The following is a 23,109-nucleotide window of genomic DNA, read 5'->3' on the forward strand; positions in this document are numbered from 1 at the left end:
ATCAGAAAAATATGGATAAAATTAAAGCAATTTTTTAGTCGATTTGACAGATTTGTCAGGGGCATGTTACGTTAACCCGCATTTTAACCAGGAAAGGAGAAGAACAATTTTATTGCAGAATCAGAGGAAGATAGCTAAAAAATTCGGTGGCAAAGATACATTTACAAATCATTGGGAGGACTGGAAATGGCATGCTAAGCATGCTATTCAAGATATCGATACATTCGAACGTATAACGGGTATCAAGCTTGACCCTAAATTTCGTGAAAACGTTGCGTTAACACTCGAAAAATTCCCACTCTCCATCACTCCATATTACGCATCCCTTATTGATCCCGAAGATTATCAAAACGACCCCGTTTTTATTCAGTCATTTCCGTCCCCCCATGAGTTGGAGGTGGACCCTCGCGAAATGGCCGACCCCCTTGCGGAAGACAAGGACAGTCCGGTGCCCGGGATTACCCATCGTTATCCGGATCGTGTCCTGTTTCACGTGAGCAATCTGTGCGCCATGTACTGCCGCCATTGCACGCGCAAGCGAAAAGTTGGCGATCAGGATTCCATCCCCGGACGGGAAGAAATCAAGCAGGGTCTTGAATATATCGCCGAGAATCCCCAGATCCGCGACGTATTGCTGTCCGGTGGCGATCCGCTGATGCTTTCGGATGAGTATCTGGACTGGATTCTGACGGCATTGCGAAATATTCCCCATGTTCAGGTCATACGTATCGGTACCCGGATGCCGGTTGTCCTGCCCTATCGCATTACCGATGACCTGGTCGACATGTTGCGCAAACATCACCCGGTGTGGGTCAATACCCATTTCAATCATCCCCGCGAGCTTACGTCCTCGGCGCGGGCGGCTTTGCGCAAACTGGCGGATGCCGGAATTCCCCTGGGCAACCAGACCGTGTTGCTGGCCGGTGTGAACGATTGTCCCCGTATCATCAAGGAACTGATGCATCGTCTGGTCGATAACCGTGTGCGTCCCTATTACCTGTACCAGTGCGATCTTTCCGAAGGTCTGATGCACTTTCGTACACCGGTCGGGAAAGGCATCGAAATCATGGAGAGCCTTATCGGTCATACCAGCGGTTTTGCCATTCCGACGTATGTTGTCGATGCGCCGGGCGGCGGTGGTAAGATCCCGCTGAATCCGAATTACCTGGTTTCGTTGTCGACCAATAAAGTGATTTTGCGAAATTACGAAGGGGTCATCACCACCTATCAGGAGCCTCATAGTTACGAGCCGATTTTTTGTGATCGTCATTGCTCCGATTGTCATCTTCAGCTTAAGCTCAAGGGCGCGGAAGAATGCGAGGCGACCGGTCTCGTCAAGTTGTTGTCGGATCACGATGATACCATCTCCTTGACACCGGAGGACAACGAGCGCATGGAGAGGCGGGGAGATGACTGATCGGATGGAGCGGATCGGCGACTCCCTGATACAACATGGCTCCAACAGTGAACGCATTTATCTCATGAAGCTTGCTTCCCGAGATTGTCCCGGAATTGTCGATAAACTTGACGATCTGGCGGCGCGGCATGGATATACCAAGATCTTTGCCAAGGTTCCCGTAAGCGCCAGTTCGTTTTTTTTGAATCGGGGTTATCTGGCGGAAGCGCGCATTCCTCAGCTGTACCATGGGCAGGAAGAGGGAGTGATGCTGGGGAAGTTTCTGCAGCCCGAGCGTAACATTGAGTCCCACGCTGATCTGGTGAAGGATGTGCTGGCCAAAGCCCATGCTAAAGGTAGGGCTGGCAGGCAAAATGAAACGTGCCCTTCGTTGCCGGAAGGTTATGTCCTTCGTTCCCTGATCGAGTCGGATGTTGAGGCCGCAGCGGCGGTTTACCGGGAGGTGTTCGCCAGTTACCCGTTCCCCATTCATGATCCTGCCTACCTGCTCGAGACGATGCGCGATCATGTGCGCTATTTTGGCGTCTGGCATGAAGGTCGTCTGGTGGCTCTGGCCTCCGCGGAAATGGATCGGACTGCCGGGCATGCCGAAATGACCGATTTTGCCACCTTGCCCTCTTGCCGGGGGAATGGGTTTGCGCAGGCTCTGCTGGCTTTTATGGAGCAGGAAATAAAGGGTGATGGTATACGGACGGCTTTTACCATCGCCAGGGCCTATTCCTACGGTATGAATATAACCTTTGCTCGGGCCGGTTATCGATTTGGTGGTACTTTGCGTAACAATACCCAGATCTGTGGCCGATTGGAGAGCATGAACGTCTGGTACAAGCCGCTTCCTTGAATCGGATATGCCGTCAGTGGAATTTCGCCGATAGGCTGTTAAAAAGGAATGTCGAGTCTTTTGGGTTGCAAAATGGAGCGGCTCGTGTTAGAAGATTCGTTCTTGTCGGGGAGTGGCGCAGCTTGGTAGCGCGCGAGTTTTGGGAACTCGATGTCGCAGGTTCGAATCCTGTCTCCCCGACCATTTTTTTGCGCCAGTAGCTCAGCTGGATAGAGCATGTGACTTCTAATCACAGGGTCGAGGGTTCGAGTCCTTCCTGGCGCGCCAGAGACTCCGAGGGTTGGCATATATGGCCAGCCCTTTTGTTTTTTTGTGGCATACTTGCAAAAGCAAGAGCATCGGTAGTGCCGCGCGGTGTGGATTGTCGCAAGCATTGCGGTCGTTGCATGATTTTGGTTATACTGCTGGTTCGCTTGTTTTGTCGATCGGCATGACGTCATCGGAGGGGAGTTTTGCTCGAAGCTAAAAGTGCCGCGTTGTTGGAAGATACCATTGATTATGTGTTTGATAACCAGGCTCTTTTGCTGGAAGCTTTGACACATAAATCTTTCAGCAACGAACAGAACGACCGGACCGAGCCTGACAACGAAAGACTCGAATTCCTCGGTGACGCGGTGTTGGGGGTGGTTGTCAGCCACTACATTTTCCGTACTTTTCCCCACCTGCCCGAAGGAGAATTAACCCGTATTCGCTCAGAAGTCGTCAGCGAAAAAGGTCTGACGGTTATCGGTAAAGCGATCTGTCTGGGTGATTATATGCGTCTCGGCAAAGGGGAAGAGCGCAGCGGCGGTCGGCAAAAAAGCAGCTTGCTGGCCAATACCATGGAAGCATTGCTTGGTGCTGTTTTTTGTGACGGCGGTTTTGACAGTGTTCGGCGGGTCATCGAGGCCTTGTTCATTCCCCATATTCAGCGTGCCGCACGTCGCAAGACAGGTGTGGATTACAAAACCCGCTTGCAGGAACGCCTGCAGGCAAGGTTCGGAGATGTCCCCCAGTACGTTCTGATTCATGCGGACGGGCCGCCCCATCAGCGTTCCTACTCGGTCGAGGCGCATTTCCGGGGTTCCTGTATCGGCCAGGGGCAGGGGCGCAGTAAAAAGTCCGCTGAACAGGCAGCAGCCAAACAGGCGTTGGAGTATCTGGAAGAGTGAGCCCGTTGATGCTGCCTTTGGCGATTTCCGGAAAGGCGCTGATGCTGCGCTGGCCCGGCGTCGCCTGATGCAGAATCGGGACCTTGGCATATGACTGTTTATCCCTTTTTTATTCCTCATCAAGGTTGCAAGCATCGTTGTGTATTTTGCGAGCAACATCGTATAAGCGGTGTCGTTTCCGCTCCCGCCCCTGCGCAGGTATCTCAACAACTCGATAGCATGTTGCCTTTGTGCGGTGACGGTGAGGTGGCTTTTTACGGCGGCAGCTTTACGCTGCTCGATGCTTCCTTGCAGCTGGAATATCTGAGGTGTGTTTCGCCTTATATAGCCGCCGGGAGGGTTTCCGGGGTCCGTATTTCGACGCGACCGGATGCCTGCGGTTTTGATGTGGTGGCCCGTCTTGCTGCTCTGGGGGTTACGACTGTTGAGCTTGGCTGCCAATCGTTTTCAGCGCGTGTTCTTGAAAAGGCGGCGCGCGGTCATGGGCCGCAGGCCGCCCGGGATGCTGTCGGATTGTTGCGCGATGCAGGTATCCGGATCGGATTGCAGTTGATGCCGGGGTTGCCAGGCGGCAGTTTGGAAGAGGCCCGTTATTCTCTTGCCTGTGCCCTGGATCTGAGACCGGATTTTTTGCGGATCTATCCGACCGTGGTGATAGCCGGGACGGATCTCGAGATACTCTGGCGGCAAGGTGAGTACATACCGTGGACCCTTGAGGAGGCCGTTGAACTGTGTGCCGAACTGATGTGGCATTGCCACAGGGTCGGTATGCCGGTTATTCGAATCGGCCTGCAGGCATCCGTCGAACTGGATACCGGAGATGCTGTTGTTGCAGGTCCTTATCATCCGGCCTTCGGCCAATTGGTTCGATCCCGAATCTGGCGCCGGGCTCTGGAATCCGTGGCTTCCCAGACCGGGGAACGGCAGGTGGATGTAGCTTTTGCGGACCTGAGTGACGCTCTTGGTCACCGTAGGTCGAATATCGACTATTTGAAGCGACGTTTCGGTTCTTTTGAAATCGTCGCTAAAGGCGCTCCGGCCCGCCAAAACTTTGTGGTGAAGGGCCATAACTACGATATGATGTCAAAGGCCTGTTATTTGCAGCCTTTATCCATAACTGTCGGCTGACGGCAGCTGCTGCCGGCAGTTTTTACAGGGAGTACAAAATACTTTGAATACTGAAAATCGGTCCGAAAAGCCATTTCGATCAGGTTTTGTTGCCATTATCGGGCGGCCAAATGTCGGTAAATCGACCTTGCTCAATTCTGTCCTGGGGCAGAAAATCGCCATCACTTCGAATAAGCCGCAGACGACGCGCAATCGCATTCTCGGTATCTACAACCAGCCTGATGCCCAGGTACTGTTTCTCGATACGCCGGGGGTGCACAAGGCCAAAGGCATGCTCAACCGTTACATGGTAGATCAGGCTTTGAGTACCTGCGGCGATGTTGACGTGGTGCTCATGCTGGTCGAGGCCAATGATCGTTTGGGCGGAGGTGACGATTATGTGCTGGAACAGGTGAGTCGCAGCAACGTTCCGGTGATTCTGGTCATTAACAAGGTCGATCTGATCCATCGCCCCGAGTTGCTGCCTCTGATCGAGGCTTACACCGGCAAGTATGCATTCAGCGAAATCATACCTGTCTCCGCCCTGACGGGGGAGGGGACCGAGCAGCTGGTTTCGTCGCTGGTTAAATATCTTCCCGAGGGACCGCGTTATTATGCGGAAGATATGGTGACCGATCTGCCCGAGCGGTTTATTGTTGCGGAAATGATTCGCGAACAGATCCTCAAACAGACCCACCAGGAGATTCCTCATGGTGTTGCGGTCGAGGTGGATCATTTCGAGGAGAAACCCGAAAAGAACCTGGTGGTGATCGAAGCATGCATTTATGTGTCGCGGGAAGGGCATAAAAAGATCGTGCTTGGTCGTGGCGGGGAAAAGATCAAATCCATTGGAAAAGCGGCGCGCTACGACATTGAACGTATGTTGGGAACCCGGGTGTTTTTGGATCTGCTGGTCAAGGTCGAAAAAAACTGGACCGAAGAACGCCGGCAACTCAAGCGTTTCGGTTTCGAGTAAGCGTCATTGGTCGATGCCTCGAGGGCGGCGCCTTGTGCGCGGTTCGTCGAAGGTTTTCGAGCCATATAAACGGTCGGACTCCCATCCTGATGCTATGAACCGGTTCGGGAGGGGATCCGTCATCATGCTGATCTAAACATCTACAACCTTGCAGGTTTACTCATGTCAGTTGTTGCAATAGTTGGCCGGCCGAATGTCGGCAAATCCACACTTTTTAACCGCATTCTCGGTACGCGGCGCGCCATTGTCGAGGATTATCCCGGTGTCACACGCGACAGGAACTATGCCCAGGTGACCCGCTACGGGACGCCGTTCGTGCTTATCGATACGGGGGGCTTCGAGCCCGCCAGTCAAAATCGGCTGTTGAAACAGATGCGTGAGCAGTCTGAACTGGCCGTTGAGGAGGCTGACGTCATCCTGTTTGTGGTGGATGCCAAGGAGGGCCTGACGCCGTCGGACGATGAGGTCGCTGGTATGTTGCGTCGCAGTGGCAAGCCGGTTCTGTATGTCGTCAACAAGGTGGATGGGGATTCGCATGAGGCGGCTGCCAGCGAATTCTATGCGTTGGGTGTAGATCAGCTTTATACCGTTTCTGCCGAGCATGGCCGAGGCATGGACGATTTGATGGCGGCCGTACTTGCCGCACTGCCGGCACCGGCAAAACTCGATGCCCGCAGTTGTGAGGAGACGCGTCTTGCCGTTATCGGACGCCCCAATGTCGGCAAGTCGTCCCTTATCAATCGCATGATCGGCGTCGAAAGGCTGGTCGCCAATCCGACCGCCGGTACCACGCGCGACAGTATCGACACGCCTTTTGTCTACAACAAAAAGAGCTACGTATTGATCGATACCGCTGGTATCCGGCGTAAGGGGCGGGTGCAGCAAAAGCTGGAAAAATACAGCGTCATCCAGTCGCTCAAAGCCATGGAACGGGCCCATGTGGTGTTGGTGGTGATCGATGCCGAAGAAGGTGTTACCGAACAGGACCTGACGGTTGCCGGGTATGCTCTGGAACGTGGCCGGGCGGTGTTGCTGGTGGTAAATAAATGGGATTTGGTGACCAAAGACCATGGAACCATGAAGCAATATACCGAAAAAGTTCGGCATGCATTTAAGTTTCTCCCGTTTGCGCCGATTATATTTGTATCCGCCTTGAGCGGCCAGCGTGTTTCCAAGATTATGGCCGAGGTGGAAAAGGTTGCCATCGAATTCAATCGCCAGGTGCCGACCGGGGTGCTGAACAGGGTCCTTGAAGAGGCCGTGCTCTCCCATGCCCCGCCGATGGTTCAAGGTAAGCGGCTGAAATTTTACTATATGACGCAAACCGGTGTGCGGCCCCCTTCGTTTGTGGTTTTCGGCAATCGTGCTACCGGAGTTCATTTTTCCTATGAACGTTATCTTTCCAATAAATTGCGCGAAGCATTCGGGTTTTCCGGGTGTCCCATTCGGTTGAAATTCAAGGATCGCAATGCACGTGAGTGAGTTTGTCGGTTCCGATGTTGTTTCGCGTTAGAAAGACTGCCCTGGTGACTGAGACCGATGGGGCGGCGATAAAATTCAAGAGAGGCGGGATCCATGAGTTTGGTCGGCCAACTGGCAGATCTCAGCTTGGATGACATCCTTAAGATCATCCATCTAAGTCGTAAATCCGGACAGTTGACTGTATGCGGTCGCGATCAGCAGTGGACGATAGCTTTTTGGCATGGAGAGGTTGTCCGTTTATCGTCCGAGTATGTGTTGCCGGCGTTGATTGCCGAGTTGCAACGCCAATCTGCTGTAGATCCGGTCGTCATCGACCGGGCTGTTGCAGCGCTTAGCGATGATGATGCACCTTGCCTGGCGACGATTCTTGTGCGTCGCTACGGTGTTTCGCAGGATCTTGTGGAGAACGTAAGTCGCCAGGTCGCCCACCGGTTCATGCAGGAATTGACCTCCTGGACGGAAGGCGCGTTCAGTTTCGATCTGTGCGAGGATGATGGTATTTTGCCTCCACCCGGCGAAAACACGCATCTGTTGCTCGGTAAAGGTCTGATGGACGGCCTCCAGGCGCAGCCAGGCTCGCCGGACCGGGCTGCCGATGTTTCCGCAAGCGCGGGCAACAGTGGGGTTTTCGATGAGCATGGCTCGAAACAGACGTTCACCGCACCCGTATGGATTGTCGATGATGATCCCTGTTTGCGACAGGAATTGGGCGCCTATCTTACGCGGAGAGGCATGACCGTCCAATTATTCGAGACGGCAGCGGATTTTTGGATCAGTCTTAAAAAAGCGCGTATGGAAGGGATTTGTCCGATCGCGGTCATCGACCTTGTCATGCCTCGTTTGGATGGTGTAGGCATGCTCGGTGGGCTTGAATTGCTGGAAAAGGTTTGTCATGCCTATCCGGATATGCGCGTGCTGCCCTTGTCGGATCACTGCTGTTCCGATGCGGAAAGTAAAGTCTGGGCATTGGGCTTACCGGAAATTTTTTCCAAGCCGCAATCTTCCGATATGGGTGAAATCGGCCAGAGTCGGGCCATGGATCATTTCAGTCAGGTCATGTTTGCCGCACTTAATGTCGTTGATGCGCCCGTTGCCATTCTGCCGGAGGAGGGGCAACAGTCTGCATCCGGACAACAGAAGTCGCTTCCTGAAACCGAAGCCTCCAAGCCGTATCGGAATTCTCCCGGCTTGCATCTGCTTCGGGGGATGCTCGAGGAGTTGAATAATCCTGCGCTGGGTGGAGGTATCATTCTGCTGGTGCTGCGTTTTGCCAGCGAAGTGATGAATCGGGCGGTTATTTTCTCTGTCAAAGAGGATAATATCGTCGGTCTCGGTCAGTTCGGTGTGACGTTGCAGGAAGGGGAAACGGATGAGGCTATTCGAAATATTGTCATTCCCCGTGACGGCGATTCGATATTAAGCCGATTGCTTGGCAATCCACGTCCTGTACGGACCCGTTTTGGTGATGGCCGTGAAGATGAATCCTTGTGCGTCGCTCTTGGGGGCGAGGTGCCCAAGGAGGTCTTTCTAGGGCCTATTTTCAGCGAGGGCCGTGTGGTCGCCATTCTGTACGGCGATAATCTGCCGGATCATACCTCGGTGGGCAATACGGAAGCGCTGGAAATCTTTCTCTCCCAAGCGGGTATGGCCATGGAGAAAGCGCTCCTTGAAGGCAGGCTTCTTGGTTCGCACGGTGGTTAGTGGTTCATCCACGATATGTGGTTTGTCCCTGATGTCCCTGCTGCTGCCGGACCACCTTCCTGGCTGATAAACTTGAGATCTGACTGTTGTCGAACAAGAATTTTTCTCTTTTAACCGGCGCGGTATGCCGTGTGTAGCCGAATCTGCGTGTTCAAGCAGCTTCGCAGACGGTAGGTATCTTGGTTCTTGGTTTGTAGGGGGGCTGGTTGTTGGATCCCGATCTTGAGTTTGTCAGCGAAGCCGAGGACCTTCTCGAAGCTGTTCGTGGCGATTTGGCCGAATTGTTACAGCAGCATGGCGATCCCTCTGCCGTTGCGGATCTTGTCCATCGGCTTTTCCGCAGGTTGCATACCTTGAAAGGGCTCTGTGCGGCAGTCGGCCTGGATCAGGCGAGCAGGCTGTCTCATCTTCTGGAGACTTTTCTCGATGCGTTCCGCATGGGGCGTATGCAACTCGGCGATTCCTTCCTTGAAGCCCTTTCGGAATCGGTCATGCTCTTGGGCGGGCTGGTACATCAGCGTCCGGATGCGATCAAACGGTGTGACCGGTTTATTTTATCCCTCGTGGGACTGCTGGATAAAAGTTCAGAGGTTTCATCGACGCTTTCCCCTTCTTCAACAACCCTCGATCCGGATCTGTTCAAATCCCTTACCGGTTTTGAGTGCTATCGGCTGCAATGGTGTCTTGAGCGGAGTAAACCTGTTTTTTTGATCAGTTGTTGTCTGCCTCTGGAGTCCTTTCAATCTTTACTGGCTGAGTTCGAGCAATTACTGCGGATTCATGGGGAGCTTATCGCCACTATGCCGGCTGGGCTCGGAACCGCTGATGCGGTTGATTTTCACCTGTTGTTTTGCGGTGCTTTGCCTGAAAGTACGGCCGGTCATTTTCCGGCTGAGTATCGGCTAAGAGTGCGTGCCGTCAATTTGCGCGGAGCCATGAATTCAAGTTCTGATGCGTCGTCGGTGCAACCGGCAAACAGTGGAACATCTCAGGTGATACGTGTCGATAAGGGCCGCCTCGACGAACTGCTGGAGATAGCCAAAAACCTGGTGCTTGAGCAGGCGCAACTTAAACGGTTTTATCAGCAGGTCGCAAAAAATGGGGAGGACGGCTCCAAAGAGCTTGTCGAACGATCATTTCAGGAACTCGAGCGCGGCCTGTTGCGGCTTCAAAGATCGCTCAACGATGCGCGTATGATGCCGATACGCTTTCTGTTCCAACGCATGACACGGGTGGTGCGGAATGCCTCAAGGCGTTCCGGTAACGAAGTGCGCCTGGATATGCGCGGCGACGAGGTGCCTCTCGATCGTAACGTGTTGGAACAATTACATGATCCGTTGCTGCATCTGGTGCGTAATGCCATTGATCACGGTATCGAGTCTCCCGAACAGCGCATCGCCGCCGGCAAAAGTCGTGAAGGTCGGATTGTGCTTGAGGCCGGTCGGCGGGGAGGTCAGATCGTTATCGAAGTGCGTGATGACGGTCGAGGCATCAAATTGCAGGATGTGCGTTCCAAAGGCTGCGATCTGGGCCTGATTAACGATGGCGCCGATTATTCGGATCAGGAATTGTACGACCTGCTTTTCCAGCCGGGTTTTTCAACGCGTGGAAAAGCGACTGAATTATCCGGGCGTGGCGTGGGTATGGATGTGGTACGCAGCCAAATGGAAGCTCTTGGCGGCCTGGCAGCTATCGACTCGCGGTTCGGAGAAGGAACCAGGGTGTCCTTGACGTTGCCCGTGCACAAAACGATCATGCCCGTTTTGGTTGTCAACATTGCGGACAGGATGTACGCCATGGCCCTTGAGGGCGTACGCTATGTAGAACCTTTTGAAGAGGACGGTGGACAATCCCGCGTGCCTGACGGTATGCCGGGGCTTGAGACATCGCTTCCACTGTTCGATCTGCGACGACATCTGCGCGCATCCGCCGGATCGCATAACGGGCCCGCCTATTTGGTGGTTATAGGGCTCGGCGATCGTCAGGCCGGTATTATTGTCGATGGTCTGGGGGGGCGTCGCGAATCGGTGATCCGACCTTTTGACGAATTGTTGAAACCGGTGCCCGGATTTTCGGCCGTAGCGGAATTGATCGATACCGGGCCGGTGTTGTTGCTGGATCTCGGGCATCTGATCCGGGAGGCGGGCCGTCAGCAGTTGCCTGCAGAAAAGTCCTGTGCTCCTACGCGCGTTGCCGGTACTTGCCGGGCTAAGCTGGCTGCGGGCGAGAACGCCCCACCAGTCGCCGGTATCGGCGAAGGTTCTTCGCCGAATACGGTAGCTGAATCCGGGGCGGAGCCGATGACCTCGGCAACCGGATCCAGCGATTTCCTCTCCTTTTTTCTGGAGGGGCATGAATATGCACTGGACATCACAGACGTTGTGGAGATAATAGAGGACGCGGATTGGATTACGGTGCCGCATGTCTCTTCTTTTATTGCCGGTATCCTCATATGGCGTGATCATATTGTTCCGGTGCTCGATGCCGGTTTTAGGATCGGGGCCGCCCATGCCCGGGAGGAATGTTGCGGGACAGTTATTGTGTCTCGTTATGGAGATCGGACCGTTGCCGTCATGGTCGAGCGCCTTGGGCAGATTTTTCATGTCACCGAAGAGGGCAAAATCGGTATGCAGGAGCACCATCCTGCCCATGACTGTTTGTTTTTGTCTCGGTCGGTCTGCCGGGATGGACGTGAAATCAGTGTGCTGGATCTCGCTGCAATGCTCGATTTTCGCACCGTTGTGTAAAGGAGTGGAATGGTGACCCGGAAAAAAATCCTGATTGTCGAAGATGAGGAGAGTCTCCTTCGGTTGGAGAGTATTCTGTTGACCTCCAAGGGGTACGATGTCAAGGGGGTGTCCAATGGCAAGGCGGCTTTGGAAGCCATGGCTTCGGAAAAACCCGATCTGGTTCTGCTTGACATTATGCTTCCCGAGATCGATGGGTTTGAAGTTTGCCGGATCATCAAGGTGACAGAAGAGACCTGTCATATACCTGTCATCATGCTCACCGCCAAAAAATGTCAGGACGACTTCTCCCGTGGGCAGGAAGTCGGCGCCGACTGGTATATTACCAAACCGTTTAAATCCGCTATGGTTATCGAGACCATCCAGCGCTTTTTGCCCTGAGGTGTTTTCAAGGAAGACCGTTTCTGTGGGTTCCGTTCGATGTCATGAATTTTTGGGAAATACGTAACCGGGGCAGCCGTATGGAGAATGTGGAGTGCCATACCGCGCGTGGGGCGGTTGGCATCGATCTGCAGGTCGGTGCCTGTTGCATTGCATATAGATGACAACGACCTTGCGTTGCTGCTGGGGGAGAGCATGAGTCAGAAAGAGGATCAGAGTAAAGTTACGCAACGTGCCGAAGAGTTTTTGCACGTTTTCAAAAAAGGCGCCGAATTCACGCAGCAATTGTTGCGTGAAAACGAAAAGCTGCGTTTTCAACTGGTGCAGCAGGAGGAACAGAGCCGTTTGTCCGGTTGCGCCGGCCAAGCAATGCGCGAGGTCGAAAGTCTTAAGGCCCAAGTTGCTGAACTCGAGCGGGAAAAACAGGGTATTTTGCAGCGCATTGAACGTGTTGAATCTGAAAATATCGATTTTGCCAACCGCTATGTGGAAATAGAGGCCGAAAACAACAGCCTGGCCAATCTGTATATTGCCACCTATCAATTGCATTCGACTCTCGATTTTCGCGATGTATTGAAGACGATTTCTGAGATTATTATCAATCTTATCGGCGGAGAAGAGTTTGCCATATTCCTGCTGGACGAAAATTCCAAAACCCTCCAAGCCGTGGCCGGCGAAGGTGTGGCTGTAAATAGGTTGCCTGTTTATTCTTTAGGGGAGGGGCCTCTGGGAGTTGTTGCCCTCAGCGGGGAGAGTTTTTTTGCGCAAAGCCTGGACGGTGGTTCTTCAACATCCGATGCTCCGCTGGCCTGTATCCCACTGAAGATAAAAGAGCGGGTTATCGGCGTTCTGGCGGTATATAAACTTTTTCTGCAGAAGCGCCATTTTGCCGATATCGATTACGAATTATTTACACTCCTTGCAGGTCATGCCGCTACGGCCATTTTCGCCTCCAAACTCTATTCGGAATCGGAGCGTAAACTTACAACCATTCAGGGTTTCCTGGATCTGTTGACCAAGTAATATCAGGGAGGTATGCACCCATGTCTGGTTACAATGTTCTGGTAGTGGAAGATTCATCCATTATGCGGCAACTGTTGGTCATGTCTTTGCGCCGTTTGCCCGGCATCGTTGTGATGGAAGCCAGCGATGGACTGGAGGCTTTGAAGATCATCGCCAACAAGAACCTTTCTCTGATTTTTTCGGATGTCAACATGCCCGGCATGGACGGATTGAAATTGGTTCGCATGCTTCGCGGGGATCGGCGTACCAAGGATATTCCCGTCGTCATGGTGACTACGGAAGGAGCTGAGGAGGATCGAGATCGTGCCATGGCGTTGGGTGCGACCGAGTATATAACCAAACCGGTGCAGGCCGGAAATGTTGTCGAGATAGCCTCGCGTCTGCTGGGTTTGTCTACAGACATTGCAGAGAGCTGAAAGCCGAAGAGTGTCGTTCCGGACGCGGCCAAAGGGTTGACAATGCCCGGGCCGGTCATGTTAAATAGAGCTGTTTGTCTGATCCAAATTATTCACTGATAACGCTAGCTTAATATTGCGAGGAGGTTGCGTTGGCAAAAGAAGAAGCCATTGAAGTCGAAGGGAAGGTTGTTGAGCCGCTTCCCAATGCCATGTTCCGCGTCAAACTTGACAACGGTCACACCATTTTGGCCCATATTTCAGGCAAGATGCGAAAGTTTTATATCCGCATCCTGCCCGGCGACAGGGTGACCGTGGAATTGTCCCCCTATGATCTGACGCGTGGACGCATTACTTATCGCGAAAAGTAATCAAGCGTTGGCGAATGTTTGGGGTGCAGTGAGCAATATGTGAATTGCATGCGGCCAGTTTATTCCTGAGATCATACGCTATGTTTGGAATGGACTGGCTTCGTAATTTTCGTGAATCATCGATACCGGCGTTGGCCGGTTTTGCTGTTTATATCGGTATCCGTGTGGATGCGGAGGGTTTTTATGGAAGAGCGTTACGACGCTGGTGGCATTGAAGGTAAATGGCAGAAACGTTGGGAGCAGGATCGGACCTTCAAGGCGAAGGAGAAGGATGCCCGAGAGAAGTATTATCTGCTGGAGATGTTTCCTTACCCTTCTGGGCGCATTCACATGGGCCATGTCCGCAATTACTCCATTGGCGATGTGGTCGCCCGGTTCAAGCGTTTGCAGGGGTATAACGTATTACACCCCATGGGCTGGGACGCGTTTGGCATGCCGGCTGAAAATGCGGCCATTCAACATAAAACCCATCCCGGCAAGTGGACCTACGAAAATATCGACAATATGCGCGCCCAGCTTAAGAAGATGGGGTTCTCCTACGACTGGGACCGTGAAGTGGCCACCTGCCATCCTGAATATTATCGCTGGGAGCAGTTAATCTTTCTCAAAATGCTTGAGAAGGGACTGGCTTATAAAAAAAGCTCCTTTGTCAACTGGTGTTCCGAGTGTCAGACGGTACTGGCCAATGAGCAGGTAGAAAATGATGCATGCTGGCGCTGCGGCACCGTTGTCGAGCAAAAAGAGCTTGAGCAGTGGTTTTTCAAAATTACCGATTACGCCCAGGAATTGCTGGACGATACCAGCAAGCTGAGCGGGTGGCCCGAACCTGTGTTGACCATGCAGCGCAACTGGATCGGTCGCTCTACCGGTTGCGAGATAGACTTCCCGGTGGCCGATTCCGATCTCAAGATCAAGGTGTTTACCACCCGTCAGGATACACTGTACGGTGCGACTTTCATGAGCCTTGCGGCGGAGCACCCCCTGGCCATGGAATTGGTGAGCGCTGAATGTAAGGCCGAGGTTGAGGCCTTCATTGCCAGGGTGCGTACTCAGGATAAGGCGAAACGTACCAGCGATGATTTCGTCAAAGAAGGGGTTTTTACCGGCTCCTATGGGATCAATCCTGTCAACGGACGACGTATCCCCATTTACCTGGCCAATTTTGTCCTGATGGATTACGGAACCGGTGCTGTCATGGCCGTTCCCACGCACGATCAGAGGGATTTCGATTTTGCCCGCAAATATGATATTCCCATGATCGTGGTCATTCAGCCCGAAGATCAAACCCTCGATCCGGCGACCATGACCGAGGCCTGGACTGCGCCGGGGGTGCTGGTCAACTCCGCACCTTTCGACGGTTTGGATAACGAGAGTGCCAAGGAAAAAATCGCTGCTCATCTCGAAGAGCAGGGCGTAGGTCGCAAGACCGTTAATTATCGTTTGCGCGATTGGGGCGTCTCACGGCAGCGTTACTGGGGGACGCCAATACCTATCATATATTGTCCTGCCTGCGGCATCGTTCCCGTGCCTGAAGAGGATTTGCCCGTCTTGCTGCCGATGGATGTCGAGATCAGCGGTGAAGGCGGCAGCCCCCTGGCACGCCATCAGGAATTTTTAAAGGTTACCTGTCCTACCTGTGGTGGGGATGCCCGCCGGGAAACGGATACCTTCGATACTTTCGTGGAAAGTTCCTGGTATTTTGCCCGTTACACATGTCCGCGTTTCGAACAGGGTCCGGTGGATCGCGCCACTGTCGACCATTGGCTGCCTGTCGATCAGTACATTGGTGGAATCGAGCATGCTGTCATGCATCTGCTCTACGCACGTTTCTTTACCAAGGTGATGCGCGATCTGGGCATGATGGCGCATGACGAACCTTTTAAAAATCTCCTTACCCAGGGGATGGTCTGCATGGAGACGGCGTCGTGTCCGGAGCATGGATGGCTTTTCCCTGAGCAGGTGGTCGAAGGCAAGTGTGTTTTGTGCGGTGCCACCGCTCAAACCGGTCGCAACGAGAAAATGAGTAAATCCAAGAAAAATGTTGTCGATCCGGATAAACTTATCCTCAGCTATGGGGCCGATACGGCACGTCTTTTCTCCTTGTTTGCCGCACCGCCGGAAAAAGATCTGGAGTGGAACGAACAGGGCGTCGAAGGATGTTACCGCTTCCTGCACCGCGTCTGGCGGGCGGTATATGATAATCTGGAGATGATTTCCGGGGTGGCTGTACCGGCCTCGGTCGATGGTGCAGCCCGGAATTTACGCCGCCAGGTGCACGCGACCATCAAGAAGGTTACCGGGGATATCGATGGTCGCTTTCACTTCAATACGGCTATCGCCTCAGTCATGGAGCTGGTCAATGCCATCTATGGTTTCGAGGCCAAAGCTCAATATCCCGGTGTCATGCGCGAAGCACTGGAAGCTACGGTAAGATTGCTTGCGCCTTTTGTTCCGCATGTTTGTGAAGAACTGTGGGCCTGCCTCGGTCATGAGGGCGGTCTCGAAGCTGCCGGCTGGCCTGCCTGGGACGAAGAGGCGTTGGTCGAAGATGAAAAAACGATTGTTGTGCAGGTTAACGGTAAGGTTCGCGGAAAGCTGACCATTGCAGCCGATGCCGATAACGACACGGTGCAGCAGGCGGCTTTGAAGGCAGATAACGTGGTTCGTTTTCTGGAGGGTAAAACAGTGCGAAAAGTGGTTGTGGTTCCCGGCCGTCTGGTGAACATCGTCGTATCATGACAGCGCGTGTACTGATCGTCCTATTGCTGGCATTGAGCCTTTGGGGCTGCGGCTATCATCTGCAGGATAAAGACGCGGCGCTGCCGGGCGGGGTCCGCTATGTGTATGTCGGTATCCTGCATAACGGCACTTATGAGCCTTTTTTGGAAAATGCCGTATCCAATGCCTTGATCGATCGACTGGTAAGGAGTCCGGGAGTTGAACTGGTGGGCAAACCGGACAGGGCCGATGCGATTTTAACCGGAAACATTGTGGGATATAGCAATAAATCCCTGTCATACAATGGTAACGACAATATCGCCGAATATCGTTCGCGTTTGACCGTAGAGGTTGCCTTGCGACATGCCGACACCGCCCAGATTCTCTGGAAGGGGCGCTCGAGCTGGACCGAGGATTACGCGGCCAATGCCGACAAGTCCCTTGAGGATGATCGCGAGTCGGCAGCCGTTGAGGTCATCGCGCAGCGTCTGGCGGATGAGCTCTATGCTCGCATGGCGGACGATTTTTGACCGGGACTCGAAAGGGTGGGGCCGTGACGCCTGGGGAATTAAAGAAGCGGATACGCGACAAGACTCTGCCGGCTTTGCTGTTTCTTTATGGCGAAGAGACATTTTTTGTCGAGCGCAGCCTGCGTCAAATTATCGATGCGACCATTCCCGTCGAAGCACGCGATTTCAACCTGCAGATTTTTCATGGCAAGGACAGTCGAGCCGTGTCCATTTTGGACACGGCTCGTACGTTGCCCGTTTTCAGCCCCATCCGGTTGGTGGTCGTGCGCGATACGCAGGATGTGCCGGCGGCGGAACTTGAGCAGATTATTCCTTATCTCAGCGATGCCGTACCCGAAACCATACTGGTTTTTACCGGTAATAAAATTGACGGGCGCCGCAAGTTCTACCAGGTTTTTAAGAAATTCGGCGCATTGGTCGAGTTTAAAAAACTTTACGATAACCAGATACCTTCTTTCGTTACCGACCAGTCCCAAGATCTCGGATTCGATTTTACCGAAGAGGCTCTGGCGTTGTTTTGCAAAAGGGTCGGATCGCATCTCCAGGAAATCCATGGCGAGTTAAGCAAGTTGCTTAATTTCCTCGGCGGACGGCGCGTGGCGGAAGTTGCCGATGTCATGACCGTAGTGTCTGACAGTCGGGTCGATAGCGTTTTCGATTTGAGCGATGCTCTCGGTAAAAGGGACGTGGGGGAAGCATTAAGGCTGTTACATCGGCTTCTGGCCGAAGGGATCGCGCCGTTGTTGATTCTGGCCATGATTACCCGACATTTTCGTCAACTGTGGAAGGCTCATGAGCTGTTGCAGCAGCGTGTCGCGGAAAAGGATATGGCACGTCGTATCGGTATCAATCCGTATTTTGTGAGTGGTTTGGTTGCCCAGGCACGTCGTTTCCCGGGGCATGGTTTCCGGGGGATTTTTGAAGCCTTGCTGGAAACGGATCTCGCTTTGAAATCAACGGGATCGTCGCCATCGGTGGTGCTTGAATCTCTGGTTTTACGATTGGCGGCGAAGTAGGTTAATAAAAAAGGGGCCTTGAAGGCCCCTTTTTGCTTTGCTTTTCAAAAGTGTTCTCAGCCCACGGTGTTGACAAGCTTTACCAGACGCGAAATCTTGCGGCTGGCGGTCGCTTTATGAATAACACCTTTGGTGGCGGCTTTGTCGATATAAGGCACAGCGCGGTCCAGCGCCGTTTTGGCCTCTTCCTGATTGCCGCTGGCTGCGGCAACACGCACCATTTTTACCAAGCTGCGCATGGTGCTGCGGATATGGGTATTGCGTGCATTACGTACTGCCGCTTGACGATTTCTTTTGAGAGCGGATTTGTGGTTAGCCAAGGTGTTCCTCCGATTTGATAGTTTGTTTTTCCCAGCGAAGCCATCGATTGTTGCGTAATCATTCAGGCTGCGCGTTGATATGCATAACTTGCAGCGAACTTATAACACTGGTCGATGGATTAGTCAAGTTAGGTAATATTAATAACCTCTTCGAAAACAACGCAAATCCAGCATGTTAGCGTTGAACGATTGGGGATTAAAAAATAATAATCCCTCCATGGGGGTTTTCTGGAGCAGGTTGGGACAATATGGGCAACACGAGGGAACAAAAGGAAATCACCAGGGCGACCGGTGTCATGGGGTTTGCAACCAGTTTGAGTCGAGTCTTCGGATTGGTGCGAGATATGGTCGTTGCCCGCATGTTTGGTGCCGGATTCGGTGCGGACGCCTTTTTTATGGCTTTCACCATTCCCAACCTTTTGCGGCGGTTTTTTGCCGAAGGGTCTCTTACCGCAGCGTTTGTTCCGACTTTCTCACGGGTTTATCTCGATCAGGGCGAGGCGGAGAGCAGGCGCGTGGCAAATATCTGCTGGACCCTGTTGCTGTTGATCATGGCCGCTGTAACCTTGTGCGGCATTCTGGCATCCCCATGGATCGTGCGTTTGATCGGCTACGGTTTCGGTGCCATTCCCGGGAAACTCGCACTGACCGATTTCCTCAATCGGCTGATGTTCCCCTATATCTTCTTCGTAAGTCTGCTCGCCCTTGTCACCGGCATTTTAAATGTGTTGGGTCACTATTTCTGGCCTTCCGTTTCTCCGGTGCTTCTGAATCTGGCCATGATTCTGTCGGCCTACTTTTTAGCGGATTATTTCCAGACTCCAGTGGTCGCCCTGGCCATTGGCGTGTTGGTTGGCGGATTGTTGCAATTGGCCATACAGATTCCCGTGTTGAGAAGATACGGTTATCGGTTTCGGTTCGATTTCCATTTCAGGCATCCGGCTGTTCGTCAGGTTGCACGGTTGATGTTGCCGGGAATCGCCGGGGTGGCTATTTATCAAATCAATATTGTGGTGACGCGACTGTTGGCCTCGTTTTTACCCGAAGGCAGCGTATCCTATCTGTATTTCGGGCAACGACTGTTCGAGTTTCCCCAGGGGATCTTTGTGGTTTCCCTGGCTCAGGCGGTGTTGCCGGCCATGAGCCGTCAAGTGGCGCTTGGTGACGATGTGGGTTTTAAGGACTCCCTGCGTTATGCTCTTGTGCTGATTGCTTTGGTTACCTTGCCGGCTGCGGTAGGGCTGGTACTTTGCGCGATTCCTGTCTACAGCCTGTTTTTCATGCATGGTGCCTTTAATTATGAAGATGTCCGGCAGTCGGCTGTGGTGTTGGCCGCTTATGCGCCAGGTCTGTTGTTTGCCGGGGTAAGTCGCGTGGTTGTGCCGAGTTTTTACGCCATGGGCGATACCAGAACACCGGTCTGGATATCCTTTTGGACGTTGCTGGTGAATGCGGGGCTGGGGGTTTTGCTCATGCAACCGTATGCCCATGTTGGTTTGGCGTGTGCTTTAACCCTTGCCAGTATTTTTAATTGCTCGGTGTTGTTGTTCATCTTGCGACAAAAGCTGGGGTCGCTTGGATTGAAGTACGTTCTGGGTTCCATGCTGCGGATTCTGCCGGGTACCCTGGTTATGGCGGGTTTTGTTTACGAGGTGCTGCAACATGCATCGTGGGGCCAGGCCGGATCTTTCTGGTTTAAAATAGCCTTGCTCGGGTTTGCCGTTGCCGGCGGCGGGTCGATCTTTGCCGTAGGCTGTGTTGCCATGCGGGTGCCGGAAGCGGCCCAGGCATACAGTCTGCTTAAACGGAAGCTCGGTTGGGGCACATGATTGTCGTCCGGACGGCGAAGGTTTTATTGGCCTCTGGCTCGAGGATGCGGACGAATTTTATCTGGCTCAGGATTTTTTTTACTGTTATCATGGAAAAAATGTTGACACGCATGCCCGCGTTTTGATATTACTTTGCCCCGTCGCTGATTTGTAGGCACGTAGCTCAGTGGGAGAGCACTACCTTGACACGGTAGGGGTCGGCGGTTCAATCCCGCCCGTGCCTACCATATTCTACAAACTGCGCGCAATCACGAGGCATCTTCGGATGCCTCTTTTTGTTCGCGGAGAAAGTGGGTGGTCATGATTCAGATCGAATTGCCGGACGGATCTATTAAGGAATTTTCTGAAACGACCACTCCTGGTGACATCGCAGCCGGTATCGGATCCGGTCTCGCGCGCCAGGCGGTGGCTGCACGATTTAACGATCGTATGGTCGATCTGTGCACCCCGATTACGGAAAGCGGCCGTCTTGAAATTATCACCCTGAATTCTCCGCAGGGACTTGAGGTCTATCGGCATACCGCCGCACATCTTATGGCCCATGCGGTCAAGGATCTTTACGGTGACCGGGTTCAGGTTACCATCGGTCCGGCTGTCGAAAACGGTTTCTATTACGATTTTTACTGTGAAGACCATGCATTCTCTCCGGACGATTTCGAAAAAATCGAGAAGCGGATGCAGGAACTGGTCAAGGCCAACCTGCCCATTGAGCGGGAGGAGGTTTCGCGGGACAGTGCCATTGCCCTGTTTCGGGAGCTTGGAGAGCATTACAAAGTCGAATTGATAGAGGACTTGGATGCGCCGACCGTCTCGCTCTACCGCCAGGGCGATTTCGTCGATTTGTGCCGTGGTCCGCATTTGCCCTCCACCGGCAGAATCAAGGCATTCAAGCTGACCAGTGTGGCTGGTGCGTATTGGCGTGGCAGCGAGAAGAATGCCATGTTGCAGCGCATCTATGCGACGGCCTTTCCCGATAAAAAAGAACTCCGCACCTATCTGAACAAGCTGGAAGAAGCTCGCAAGCGCGATCATCGGCGTATCGGACGCGAACTCGATCTGTTTTCCTTCAGCGAAGAGGCCGGTGCCGGGTTGGTGATCTGGCATCCCAAGGGTGCCCTGCTGCGCACCTTGCTGGAGGATTTTGAGCGTCGGGAGCATTTGCGGCGTGGCTACGACATTGTCATGGGGCCGCAGATCCTTCGTACGGATCTGTGGAAAACCTCCGGACATTTCGACAATTACCGTGAAAATATGTATTTCACGGATGTCGACGGGCAGGGGTACGGCATCAAGCCGATGAACTGCCTCGCACATATGCTTATCTATAAAGCTCGGCAACGATCCTATCGGGATCTGCCGCTGCGATATTTCGAACTCGGTACCGTTCACCGCCATGAAAAATCCGGTGTGTTGCATGGTCTTTTGAGGGTTCGGGGCTTTACCCAGGATGATGCGCACATAATCTGTACGCCGGACCAGCTTGACGAAGAGATCAAGCGTGTACTGGAGTTCGTGCGCGATGTGATGGCTATCTTCGGTTTTGAGTACGAGATAGAGATTTCCACGCGTCCTGAAAAATCGATCGGCAGCGATGCGGACTGGGAGCGTGCAACCGGGGCCTTGATGAACGCGCTGAAGGATCTTGAGCTCCCGCATGATGTTAACGAAGGCGACGGGGCGTTTTACGGTCCCAAGATCGATATCAAGCTTAAGGACGCCCTTGACAGAAGATGGCAGTGTGCTACAATCCAGTGCGATTTTACCCTGCCTGAGCGTTTCGACCTCACTTATGTCGGCAAGGATGGTGAAAAACACCGGCCGGTTATGCTGCACCGGGTTATACTTGGCGCAATCGAACGTTTCATCGGCGTTCTGATCGAACACTATGCCGGCAATTTTCCGTTATGGCTTGCCCCCGTGCAGGCTGTTGTTATCAATGTGACGGATAATCAGGCCGACTACGCCAAAAGCGTTTCCGACGCCTTGCGAGCCGCCGGAGTTCGTGTTCAATGCGACCTTCGGAATGAAAAACTTGGCTTCAAGATCAGAGAGGCCCAGGTGGATAAGATTCCGTATATGCTGGTTGTCGGGGATACGGAAATGAGCGATGGAACCGTGGCTCCACGTTTCCGGTCCGGCAAAAACCTGGAACCCATGAGTCCTGAAGACTTTGCACGGTTTGTTCAGGAAGAGTGTGATCAGTATCGTTAGGAGGTGCTACCATAGCTAAGGAGGAAGCGCGCGTCAATCGCGCCATTCGAGCCAAGGAAGTCCGCGTTGTCGACAATGTCGGTGAGATGCTGGGTGTCATGAGTGTCAATGAGGCACTGCGTGCGGCCGAAGAACGAGGTCTGGACCTCGTCGAAGTCTCGCCGAATGCGAATCCGCCTGTTTGCCGTATTATGGATTACGGTAAATACAAATATCAGGCGAGCAAGCGCCTCGCAGAAGCCAAGAAAAAGTCTGCGCGTGTCGATATTAAAGAAGTCAAGATGCGGCCCAAGACGGAGGAACATGACTTTCAGGTCAAACTCAGAAACGCGATGCGTTTTCTCGAGGCTGGCAACAAAGTTAAAGTGACCGTTATGTTCCGTGGTCGGGAGGTTACCCACCCTGAGTTCGGTTTCGACCTGATGAAGCGGGTTGCCGAGGAAGTCGGTGACGCCGGACAGGTGGAGATGTCTCCGCGAATGGCGGGGCGTTTCATGACTATGGTAATCGCACCGAAGAAAAAATAGCCGAAAAAGCCGATTGCCGTGCAATCGGTTGATACCGCGACCATCGACGCAGTCCTGATATGGGCCGTTTGTCGCGTCATGACATCAAGGAGAACGTTTCCATGCCTAAGATCAAAACCAATCGCGGTGCTGCTAAGCGCTTTCGTAAAACCGGTAGCGGCAAGATCCGCAGGAATAAGGCCTTTACCAGCCATATTCTGACCAAAAAATCGACCAAGCGTAAGCGTGAATTGCGTCAAGGTACTCTTGTCGCAAAAGCTGACCAGAAGAATATCAGCCGTCTTATTCCCTATATCTAGGCGTAAGACAGCGGGCCATGTTTAAGACCGTGAACTGAGGGGAAATGTCTCCCCCTTCAGATCCGGC

20 protein-coding genes and 3 tRNA genes are annotated in these 23,109 nt (G+C 53.1%); 22 read left to right on the top strand and 1 reads right to left on the bottom strand.

Translation table 11 applies throughout. From position 1 onward, the window contains the following. The first annotated feature begins 112 nt into the window (after window positions 1-112). The 17 genes from ablA (at window position 113) to holA (ending at window position 17,856) form a co-directional block, all read left to right on the top strand. A complete protein-coding gene (gene ablA, locus PCAR_RS07885) occupies window positions 113-1,417 on the top strand; it encodes a lysine 2,3-aminomutase (RefSeq protein ID WP_011341130.1) in 1,305 nt (434 codons plus the stop codon). Next, the gene (gene ablB, locus PCAR_RS07890; protein WP_041531307.1) at window positions 1,410-2,258 is read left to right on the top strand and encodes a putative beta-lysine N-acetyltransferase; all 849 of its coding nucleotides are present in this window, start codon (window positions 1,410-1,412) and stop codon (window positions 2,256-2,258) included. The genes ablA and ablB overlap by 8 nt, the downstream gene beginning before the upstream one ends. A gap of 106 nt (window positions 2,259-2,364) precedes the next feature. After that, window positions 2,365-2,441, top strand: a tRNA-Pro gene (locus tag PCAR_RS07895). 7 nt (window positions 2,442-2,448) lie between these two features. Then, window positions 2,449-2,525, top strand: a tRNA-Arg gene (locus PCAR_RS07900). Window positions 2,526-2,710: 185 nt separating this feature from the next. Further along, the gene (gene rnc / locus PCAR_RS07905; RefSeq protein ID WP_011341132.1) at window positions 2,711-3,409 is read left to right on the top strand and encodes a ribonuclease III; all 699 of its coding nucleotides are present in this window, start codon (window positions 2,711-2,713) and stop codon (window positions 3,407-3,409) included. Between the two features lie 90 nt (window positions 3,410-3,499). Then, entirely contained in the window at window positions 3,500-4,537 is a 1,038-nt protein-coding gene (locus PCAR_RS07910; RefSeq protein WP_011341133.1) for an elongator complex protein 3, read from the top strand. 43 nt (window positions 4,538-4,580) lie between these two features. Further along, entirely contained in the window at window positions 4,581-5,492 is a 912-nt protein-coding gene (era, locus tag PCAR_RS07915; RefSeq protein ID WP_011341134.1) for a GTPase Era, read from the top strand. A 162-nt stretch (window positions 5,493-5,654) separates the two neighbouring features. Beyond that, entirely contained in the window at window positions 5,655-6,974 is a 1,320-nt protein-coding gene (der, locus tag PCAR_RS07920) for a ribosome biogenesis GTPase Der (protein WP_011341135.1), read from the top strand. 93 nt (window positions 6,975-7,067) lie between these two features. Beyond that, window positions 7,068-8,675, top strand: a complete 1,608-nt coding sequence (locus PCAR_RS07925; protein ID WP_011341136.1) for a response regulator — start codon at window positions 7,068-7,070, stop codon at window positions 8,673-8,675. A 206-nt stretch (window positions 8,676-8,881) separates the two neighbouring features. Further along, the gene (locus PCAR_RS07930) at window positions 8,882-11,422 is read left to right on the top strand and encodes a chemotaxis protein CheA (protein ID WP_011341137.1); all 2,541 of its coding nucleotides are present in this window, start codon (window positions 8,882-8,884) and stop codon (window positions 11,420-11,422) included. Between the two features lie 9 nt (window positions 11,423-11,431). Next, complete coding sequence (locus PCAR_RS07935) at window positions 11,432-11,803, top strand: response regulator transcription factor (RefSeq protein ID WP_011341138.1); 372 nt, start codon at window positions 11,432-11,434, stop codon at window positions 11,801-11,803. A gap of 195 nt (window positions 11,804-11,998) precedes the next feature. Then, window positions 11,999-12,826, top strand: coding sequence for a GAF domain-containing protein (locus PCAR_RS07940; protein ID WP_011341139.1), 828 nt, complete (start codon window positions 11,999-12,001; stop codon window positions 12,824-12,826). A gap of 20 nt (window positions 12,827-12,846) precedes the next feature. Next, window positions 12,847-13,242 carry a response regulator gene (locus PCAR_RS07945; RefSeq protein ID WP_011341140.1) on the top strand — a complete coding sequence of 132 codons (396 nt, stop codon included), beginning with the start codon at window positions 12,847-12,849 and terminating at the stop codon, window positions 13,240-13,242. A gap of 131 nt (window positions 13,243-13,373) precedes the next feature. Further along, window positions 13,374-13,592 carry a translation initiation factor IF-1 gene (gene infA / locus PCAR_RS07950; protein WP_011341141.1) on the top strand — a complete coding sequence of 73 codons (219 nt, stop codon included), beginning with the start codon at window positions 13,374-13,376 and terminating at the stop codon, window positions 13,590-13,592. A gap of 183 nt (window positions 13,593-13,775) precedes the next feature. Beyond that, a complete protein-coding gene (leuS, locus tag PCAR_RS07955; protein ID WP_011341142.1) occupies window positions 13,776-16,331 on the top strand; it encodes a leucine--tRNA ligase in 2,556 nt (851 codons plus the stop codon). Then, window positions 16,328-16,840, top strand: a complete 513-nt coding sequence (lptE, locus tag PCAR_RS07960; protein ID WP_011341143.1) for an LptE family protein — start codon at window positions 16,328-16,330, stop codon at window positions 16,838-16,840. Before leuS ends, lptE begins: the two co-directional genes overlap by 4 nt. 23 nt (window positions 16,841-16,863) lie before the next feature. Beyond that, window positions 16,864-17,856 carry a DNA polymerase III subunit delta gene (holA, locus tag PCAR_RS07965; protein ID WP_011341144.1) on the top strand — a complete coding sequence of 331 codons (993 nt, stop codon included), beginning with the start codon at window positions 16,864-16,866 and terminating at the stop codon, window positions 17,854-17,856. Between the two features lie 56 nt (window positions 17,857-17,912). Here holA and rpsT read toward each other — a convergent pair whose 3' ends face one another. Next, window positions 17,913-18,176 (bottom strand): 30S ribosomal protein S20, encoded by a 264-nt coding sequence (rpsT, locus tag PCAR_RS07970; protein WP_011341145.1) that lies wholly within the window; start codon window positions 18,174-18,176, stop codon window positions 17,913-17,915. 248 nt (window positions 18,177-18,424) lie between these two features. On the opposite strand from rpsT, the gene murJ reads away from it, so the two are divergent. From murJ to rpmI, 5 genes are all read left to right on the top strand, one after another. After that, window positions 18,425-20,005 carry a murein biosynthesis integral membrane protein MurJ gene (gene murJ, locus PCAR_RS07975; RefSeq protein WP_011341146.1) on the top strand — a complete coding sequence of 527 codons (1,581 nt, stop codon included), beginning with the start codon at window positions 18,425-18,427 and terminating at the stop codon, window positions 20,003-20,005. A gap of 152 nt (window positions 20,006-20,157) precedes the next feature. Continuing rightward, a tRNA-Val gene (locus tag PCAR_RS07980) sits at window positions 20,158-20,232 on the top strand. Window positions 20,233-20,305: 73 nt separating this feature from the next. After that, a complete protein-coding gene (gene thrS / locus PCAR_RS07985; protein ID WP_041531308.1) occupies window positions 20,306-22,216 on the top strand; it encodes a threonine--tRNA ligase in 1,911 nt (636 codons plus the stop codon). A gap of 11 nt (window positions 22,217-22,227) precedes the next feature. Beyond that, window positions 22,228-22,743 carry a translation initiation factor IF-3 gene (gene infC / locus PCAR_RS07990; RefSeq protein ID WP_011341148.1) on the top strand — a complete coding sequence of 172 codons (516 nt, stop codon included), beginning with the start codon at window positions 22,228-22,230 and terminating at the stop codon, window positions 22,741-22,743. Window positions 22,744-22,844: 101 nt separating this feature from the next. After that, on the top strand, window positions 22,845-23,042 hold the full coding sequence (gene rpmI, locus PCAR_RS07995) for a 50S ribosomal protein L35 (protein WP_011341149.1): 198 nt from the start codon (window positions 22,845-22,847) through the stop codon (window positions 23,040-23,042). The last annotated feature ends 67 nt before the right edge of the window (window positions 23,043-23,109 follow it).

The organism is Syntrophotalea carbinolica DSM 2380, assembly GCF_000012885.1.
In the GTDB taxonomy this organism is placed as follows: Bacteria; Desulfobacterota; Desulfuromonadia; order Desulfuromonadales; family Syntrophotaleaceae; genus Syntrophotalea; species Syntrophotalea carbinolica.